Origin of the sequence: Brevibacillus fulvus (assembly GCF_016908525.1) — a bacterium.
Lineage (GTDB): Bacteria > Bacillota > Bacilli > Brevibacillales > Brevibacillaceae > Brevibacillus_G > Brevibacillus_G fulvus.
Window position 1 is genome coordinate 1 of record NZ_JAFBEB010000025.1, and the last position, 5,137, is coordinate 5,137.

Here is a 5,137-nt window from a genome sequence, read left to right on the forward strand (position 1 = left end):
AGGTTGATAGGTTCGGTGTGGAAGCGCGGTAACGCGTGGAGCTGACGAATACTAATCGGTCGAGGGCTTATCCACATTTCCTTTAGCAAATTGCGTATCCAGTTTTCAAAGAACAAAGAAGGAAGTCATCCTTTAGGGATGGCTTCTTTTTTATTTCATGCTTAATTTAAATCTTTAGATAAAGAGAAGAACTATCATCAGATATATTTCGTAAATACCTACCTGTAGCTTGAATACTTGAATGCCCAAGAGTTTTTTGAACAAGATGAATTGAAGCTCCTCGATCTAATGCATGGAAAGCATGAGCATGACGTAACCAATAACATGAAACATTTTTACTGATACCGGCCCTTTTCGCAGCTACACGTACAATTCTAAATACTTGAGAACGATTTAACTTCTTTCCACTTTTCCTACTACGAAATACTGGGTCCTTCAATTCACTACTTTTCTGTATGGAAGCAAGTTCTGTCCAAACGATCGATGGCAGAGGAATAGCACGACTTTCCCCTTTTTTTCCTCGTATGATTATTTGCCCGGCATTCCCATTTGGTTGTACGTCTCTCCAAGTAAGATTACATAATTCTGAGACCCGTATCCCTGATACATAAAAAAGAGCCAACAGAACACGATTCCGTTGATTGGGTTCAAAAGCGATCATCCTAAGAACATCGACTTCCGATAAAATCCGATCATCCAGCGTATCCTTTGGTTTCCGTAACCGCATTGCTGCTCCAACATTAACCGGTAAGTATCCGATTTTCTGGCCAAATGATAACAATGACTTGATGGCTGCCAATTTCCGATACCTACTTGCCGGGCTAAGATTACTTAGTGATTCTTCAAACGCTTGTAAGTCATCTACGGTAACCTGACTTAATCGCTTATCATCAAAGAAGTTTAAAAATTGCTTCACATCTGTATAGTAAGCTTCTTTGGTATGTTTACTTTTGTTATGGAGCCACTTTTTTATCACGTCTCCATCGGTATCAGAGGTTCGAATTCCTATTACGGAAACGTTCCGGGTCGAATTAAATTCCTGGTTCATTAGTTCACCTCAATGCAACATAACTCTTTTTATGTTGTATTACCCTTGGATTTCCCCTATGTATAGTCCGAAAAATTTTTTGAAGTTTACATAATTCTATTTTTTTATTTTCCCCCTTTAAATCGCCTTATTTTCCCCCTTTTTTGCTAGACCCTATAAAAGAGTATGGACAATCCAAAAACGGCCGAAATTTGGCCCTTAGAATCGCTCTACGCGCGTTTTATTTCTCTCTGGAGTCTTGCTACATACTCTATTGCTTGTTGCTTCACTGGAATAAGCGCCGTTTTTGCATTTGGTAACCGTTTAACAATGATCCCGGTCAAATCATCCCGAATACGCGCTGTTTGCTGAGTAGCTCTCATGACAGCATACAAGTGCGTCAAATCATATTGCGGGAATCGATTGTGCCAATGATTCCAGATACTTTCTACATCCACTTGTTCAGCTCGAGGCATTCCAAAGACACGTTTGGTCATTTCTTTTAGCAGTTCATAGTTTCTTTCTAGTAGCTCATCATATTGATCAGGGGAAGAATTGAGCGCAGCGTTAGCTGCCTCCTCTCTCTCTCTCTCTTTTAATAATTCTTTGTTGCTATTCTCTGTTATGGTTTTAACGGATTTTAACATAACGATTTCACCAAATTGTGATCCCGTTTTTACAGATTCGTAAAAACCAGTAGTATCAAGGGTTTCAGGCTGAAAGCCCGTTTTTACAGATTCGTAAAAACCAGTAGTATCAAGGGTTTCAGCGGTTTCTTCCTGGTCTGCAGACTCACTTACAGTATTTTCCAATTGATAAAGCAAATCTTGAAGACGAGGCAAAAACTTGTCCCATAGAATGCGAATGTGAATGGTTGGATCCCCGTTGAATTTGAATGTTTTCTTTTCAACAAGACCTTGCTCTTCCAGCTTTTTAAATGCTGTATCAAATTGTCGTGGTTTGATACGACATTCGTCCCACCAGTCCTCACGGCTTTTGGCTAACCAAAGAACCCCATCTTTCTTGACGCGCAACTTAGTTCTCCCTTCTTTATCCGGAAGGAACCAATAAACGATTTGACTGAGCAGAATCCCTGCAATCAAATCATCAGCCATATCCACATAAATTTTTTTGACATCAATACAATCTCTTGTGGCTTGTTCCCACAACAAAAACTCTCTTAAATCCATATTCGCTCTTCCTTTCTCTTGCAGGAGAGCTGCCTCTCATGTTACGATTTACGTAATTTGAAAAGACAGAGTCCTGCAAATTTTTGATATTTGAAGCTCTTCTTTTCGCGACATTTTGAGAAGCCGCCAAGCGAGGGTGGCTTTTTTTCATTCTCTAGGTCTTGCAGGCGGTTCTCTATAATGTCGTAGTCGTAGCGCTTCAGTTTGACTTTAAAAGATGATCGATGTACAAGCGTAATGCCTCGTTAACAATCCTGGTTTTGACTCCCTTTTCCTTTTTTGCCAGTTTGTTGATTTTTTTGATCAAATCATTTTGAACATAGAAAGTCTGACGTGAATGTGTGTCCTCGAATTTCCTTCTTTTGGCAGGAGGTGTCAGATTCTCGTAAATACCAATGGGTGGATCTGGCAGGGCGATTACTTGAGAGGTTCTTCTTAGCTTGGCTCTAACTACATTCTTCGTTTCAGACAATGAAATCAACTCCTTAATAAAGTGTTGTATGGTTCATTAATGCATCTGGATAGCAGAAGAAATCTTAAAGGATTTGAAAAAAATTCACTCTCATTTACCCAAAAGACGTTTACCTATACATACAAATTCTTGCACATGGTACCTTTTTCCTCTAAGAATCGTAAATTTTTTTTTTTTCGTTGAGAGAGTCGCAGTAAATAATTTCCATTGATTTTGTTTTTTTACCCTGTTAATATATTGATTCTGTGACTGATTAAAGAGGGCCTATAGCTCAGTTGGTTAGAGCGCACGCCTGATAAGCGTGAGGTCGGCTGTTCGAGTCAGCCTAGGCCCACCATAGGTTTTGGGGCTGTAGCTCAGTTGGGAGAGCGCCTGCCTTGCAAGCAGGAGGTCATCGGTTCGATCCCGTTCAGCTCCACCATGAACTTTATATTTTGAAAAACTGCTCGTTCCTCAGTAGCTCAATGGTGGAGCAACCGGCTGTTAACCGGTAGGTTGGCGGTTCGAGTCCGTCCTGAGGAGCCACGCTCCTGTAGCTCAGTCGGTAGAGCGTTTCCATGGTAAGGAAGAGGTCGCAGGTTCGATTCCTGTCGGGAGCACCATGGATGGATGTCCGAGAGGCCGAAGGAGCACGATTGGAAATCGTGTAGGCGGGGATAACTCGTCTCGTGGGTTCAAATCCCACTCCATCCGCCATTAAAGGTGGTAATTACATATGGCCCGTTGGTGAAGCGGTTTAACACAGCAGCCTTTCACGCTGTCATACAGGGGTTCGAATCCCCTACGGGTCACCATATGGAGGCTTAGCTCAGCTGGGAGAGCATCTGCCTTACAAGCAGAGGGTCGGCGGTTCGATCCCGTCAGCCTCCACCATATCATCGCGGGATGGAGCAGCCCGGTAGCTCGTCGGGCTCATAACCCGAAGGTCGCAGGTTCAAATCCTGCTCCCGCAACCAAATATTTGATTTATGGAGCTGTGGTGAAGCTGGAGTTCACGCCGGTCTGTCACACCGGAGGTCGCGGGTTCGAGTCCCGTCAGCTCCGCCATACATAGAAAGAAAAAAAGGGATTTTCATATGGCTCGGTAGCTCAGTCGGTAGAGCAGAGGACTGAAAATCCTCGTGTCGGCGGTTCGATTCCGTCCCGAGCCACTTTTCATAGAAAAATGCCGGTGTAGCTCAATTGGTAGAGCACCTGACTTGTAATCAGGGGGTTGTGGGTTCAAGTCCTATCGCCGGCACCATTTTTATTGGGGAGATAGCGAAGAGGCTAAACGCGGCAGACTGTAAATCTGCTCCCTATGGGTTCGGCGGTTCGAATCCGTCTCTCCCCACCACAATAGGACCTATTGGGGTATAGCCAAGTGGTAAGGCAACGGACTTTGACTCCGTCATTCCTAGGTTCGAATCCTAGTACCCCAGCCATTTCATGATGAAATGAGCCATTAGCTCAGTTGGTAGAGCATCTGACTTTTAATCAGAGGGTCGAAGGTTCGAGTCCTTCATGGCTCACCATTTAAGCGGACGTAGCTCAATTGGTAGAGCGTCGCCTTGCCAAGGCGAAGGTCGCGGGTTCGAGACCCGTCGTCCGCTCCATTTTGTGCCCTTAGCTCAGCTGGATAGAGCGTTTGACTACGAATCAAAAGGTCGGGAGTTCGAATCTCTCAGGGCACGCCATTCATTTTTCCGGGAAGTAGCTCAGCTTGGTAGAGTACTTGGCTTGGGACCAAGGGGTCGCAGGTTCGAATCCTGTCTTCCCGACCATTTTTGAACTGAATAATGCCGGTATGGCGGAATTGGCAGACGCGCGCGACTCAAAATCGTGAGGGAAACCGTGGGGGTTCAAGTCCCTCTACCGGCACCATTAGTTTTGTGACACGCTTTTACCTATTGGGGTAGTAAATTTAGCGGTCGTGGTGGAATTGGCAGACACACCATCTTGAGGGGGTGGCGGGGCGACCCGTGCGAGTTCGAGTCTCGCCGACCGCACCATTACCAATAATTGCATTTGCATCAAGCGGATAAAACGTGTTACATTATTACTCCGCCTTTCAAAAGAAGGACATTTTGAATTAGGAATTGACTAATTTCCAAAAAGTTCATATTGATTGAATTGCGGTAAGTATGATATACTAAATTTCTGCGTTTGAAAAAAGTTGATTTGAGATTTTTAGATAGCCGAACTGAATTACCAATCATTTACGATTGAATTTTTAGTTTGAAACATGGTATTCTATTAATCCGCGCTTTTGAAACGTTGGATAGTAAAACGGTTAAGGTTAATATGTCAATCATTTCCGGTTGATATAAACGACTTAAACGTGATATACTAACCTTCCGCGCTTTTGAAGCGCAAGATGTTCTTTGAAAACTGAACAGCGAAACGTTTGAAGTGATCAAATCACAAGCCAAGCAATTTCTTTTTGAACCAAAGATCAACACTTAACTT

General features: G+C 43.4%; 3 protein-coding genes and 19 tRNA genes. 19 read left to right on the plus strand and 3 right to left on the minus strand.

Annotated elements, in window-relative coordinates; translation table 11 throughout:
* Positions 1-166: 166 nt before the first annotated feature.
* The 3 genes from JOD01_RS19415 to JOD01_RS19425 all read right to left on the minus strand — a co-directional run bounded on the left by JOD01_RS19415 (position 167) and on the right by JOD01_RS19425 (position 2,689).
* Complete coding sequence (locus JOD01_RS19415) at positions 167-1,048, minus strand: tyrosine-type recombinase/integrase (RefSeq protein WP_204520130.1); 882 nt, start codon at positions 1,046-1,048, stop codon at positions 167-169.
* Between the two features lie 209 nt (positions 1,049-1,257).
* Entirely contained in the window at positions 1,258-2,217 is a 960-nt protein-coding gene (locus tag JOD01_RS19420; RefSeq protein WP_204520131.1) for a hypothetical protein, read from the minus strand.
* Positions 2,218-2,416: 199 nt separating this feature from the next.
* Positions 2,417-2,689 (minus strand): hypothetical protein, encoded by a 273-nt coding sequence (locus JOD01_RS19425; protein ID WP_204520132.1) that lies wholly within the window; start codon positions 2,687-2,689, stop codon positions 2,417-2,419.
* Positions 2,690-2,949: 260 nt separating this feature from the next.
* On the opposite strand from JOD01_RS19425, the gene JOD01_RS19430 reads away from it, so the two are divergent.
* The 19 genes from JOD01_RS19430 (at position 2,950) to JOD01_RS19520 (ending at position 4,680) form a co-directional block, all read left to right on the plus strand.
* A tRNA-Ile gene (locus JOD01_RS19430) sits at positions 2,950-3,026 on the plus strand.
* 8 nt (positions 3,027-3,034) lie between these two features.
* Positions 3,035-3,110 (plus strand) — tRNA-Ala (locus tag JOD01_RS19435).
* A 29-nt stretch (positions 3,111-3,139) separates the two neighbouring features.
* Positions 3,140-3,214, plus strand: a tRNA-Asn gene (locus tag JOD01_RS19440).
* A 1-nt stretch (position 3,215) separates the two neighbouring features.
* Positions 3,216-3,291, plus strand: a tRNA-Thr gene (locus JOD01_RS19445).
* Between the two features lies 1 nt (position 3,292).
* A tRNA-Ser gene (locus JOD01_RS19450) sits at positions 3,293-3,385 on the plus strand.
* Positions 3,386-3,406: 21 nt separating this feature from the next.
* Positions 3,407-3,483: transfer RNA gene (locus tag JOD01_RS19455), tRNA-Glu, on the plus strand.
* Between the two features lie 3 nt (positions 3,484-3,486).
* Positions 3,487-3,562: transfer RNA gene (locus tag JOD01_RS19460), tRNA-Val, on the plus strand.
* A gap of 6 nt (positions 3,563-3,568) precedes the next feature.
* Positions 3,569-3,645, plus strand: a tRNA-Met gene (locus tag JOD01_RS19465).
* A gap of 14 nt (positions 3,646-3,659) precedes the next feature.
* Positions 3,660-3,736, plus strand: a tRNA-Asp gene (locus tag JOD01_RS19470).
* 31 nt (positions 3,737-3,767) lie between these two features.
* A tRNA-Phe gene (locus JOD01_RS19475) sits at positions 3,768-3,840 on the plus strand.
* Between the two features lie 16 nt (positions 3,841-3,856).
* Positions 3,857-3,932 (plus strand) — tRNA-Thr (locus JOD01_RS19480).
* Between the two features lie 8 nt (positions 3,933-3,940).
* A tRNA-Tyr gene (locus tag JOD01_RS19485) sits at positions 3,941-4,025 on the plus strand.
* 13 nt (positions 4,026-4,038) lie between these two features.
* Positions 4,039-4,113, plus strand: a tRNA-Gln gene (locus JOD01_RS19490).
* A 14-nt stretch (positions 4,114-4,127) separates the two neighbouring features.
* Positions 4,128-4,203, plus strand: a tRNA-Lys gene (locus JOD01_RS19495).
* Positions 4,204-4,208: 5 nt separating this feature from the next.
* A tRNA-Gly gene (locus JOD01_RS19500) sits at positions 4,209-4,284 on the plus strand.
* Between the two features lie 4 nt (positions 4,285-4,288).
* Positions 4,289-4,365 (plus strand) — tRNA-Arg (locus JOD01_RS19505).
* Positions 4,366-4,375: 10 nt separating this feature from the next.
* Positions 4,376-4,452, plus strand: a tRNA-Pro gene (locus JOD01_RS19510).
* A 17-nt stretch (positions 4,453-4,469) separates the two neighbouring features.
* Positions 4,470-4,552 (plus strand) — tRNA-Leu (locus JOD01_RS19515).
* A 43-nt stretch (positions 4,553-4,595) separates the two neighbouring features.
* Positions 4,596-4,680, plus strand: a tRNA-Leu gene (locus JOD01_RS19520).
* The last annotated feature ends 457 nt before the right edge of the window (positions 4,681-5,137 follow it).

Bases quoted from the DNA above. Each gene is read 5' to 3' on its own strand.
- JOD01_RS19415 (WP_204520130.1), bottom strand. From the start codon at position 1,048: ATGAACCAGGAATTTAATTCGACCCGGAACGTTTCCGTAATAGGAATT.
- JOD01_RS19420 (WP_204520131.1), bottom strand. From the start codon at position 2,217: ATGGATTTAAGAGAGTTTTTGTTGTGGGAACAAGCCACAAGAGATTGT.